Source organism: Subtercola boreus, assembly GCF_003399635.1.
In the GTDB taxonomy this organism is placed as follows: domain Bacteria; phylum Actinomycetota; class Actinomycetes; order Actinomycetales; family Microbacteriaceae; genus Subtercola; species Subtercola boreus_B.
On the sequence record NZ_NBXB01000083.1, the window covers coordinates 1 to 963 of the forward strand.

Below are 963 nucleotides of genomic sequence, written 5' to 3' on the forward strand. Positions count from 1 at the left end.
AACAGCGCCGTGTCGACCTCCCCGCCCTGCTCGGAGACCAAGCACAGTAGCTGTGCACGAAGCCATGAGACTCACCGTCCACGAAGTGACGAGATCCAGTGTCCACGATGTCGCGAGATAACACACCAGATGTCCGGACTACCGCTACCCACAACCGCTACTCGCCAATTCGGCGCCTTTCTGGCCTGATACGTCGGAGGTAAGTTTGGCCGGGAAGGTGCCGTGATGACGACACTGGATGATATGAAGAGAAACAAGAAGGAACTCTTTGCGGAGGAGCTCGCTGCGAAGGAGCTGGTGCAGGCGGCCGAGCAGCGCTTGTCTTTGACGGCCCGGATGGGCTGTTGAAGCAGTTCACGAAAACGGTCCTCGAGACCGCGTTGAATGAGGTGATGACTGAGCACCTTGGGCATGAAAAACACCGCGCCGAACCCGACCGTGGCTCTTCGAATGTGCGCAACGAAACAAGACCGAAGACAGTGTTGACCGAGGCGACGGGGCATGTGGGAAATCGAGGTGCCTCGGGATCGGGACGGGAGCTTCGAGCCCGTAATCGTGAAGAAGCACCAGCGGCGCCAGACGGGGGAGATCAGTGCGTACTTCGTTCAGATCTTTGGCGCTCAAGTGTCTAAGGAGACGATTTCGAGTGTCGCGGACAAGGTGTCCGAGGAGATGGCGACCTGGTCGAACCGGCCTTTGAAAGGCTAGAAACCAAAAGGTTTACGGCGCTCCGCGAACCCTAGCCGACCTGCGCGCTGACAGGAAATGATCTCCCGCAAAACGGTGGCCAGAACAATGAAACGCATGGGTTTGGCAGGGATCTGTCCTAAGAAATGGGTGACGTCCCTGTGAGTGGTGGGGTTTCGGGTTCTTGAGCGTTGCATCGTCGACGTGAGAAGCCACCGTGTGATGGTCAGTGAGAACCGACTAAAACTCTCACGCAAAGGACACCACACGATGGCT

1 protein-coding gene and 1 pseudogene are annotated in these 963 nt (G+C 57.5%); both read left to right on the top strand.

Annotated elements, in window-relative coordinates; genetic code table 11:
• Positions 1-225: 225 nt before the first annotated feature.
• Positions 226-699 (top strand): annotated as a pseudogene (locus B7R22_RS18470) (transposase); the annotation flags it as partial.
• Between the two features lie 66 nt (positions 700-765).
• Entirely contained in the window at positions 766-852 is an 87-nt protein-coding gene (locus B7R22_RS20375; protein WP_367379207.1) for an IS3 family transposase, read from the top strand.
• Positions 853-963: the final 111 nt, after the last annotated feature.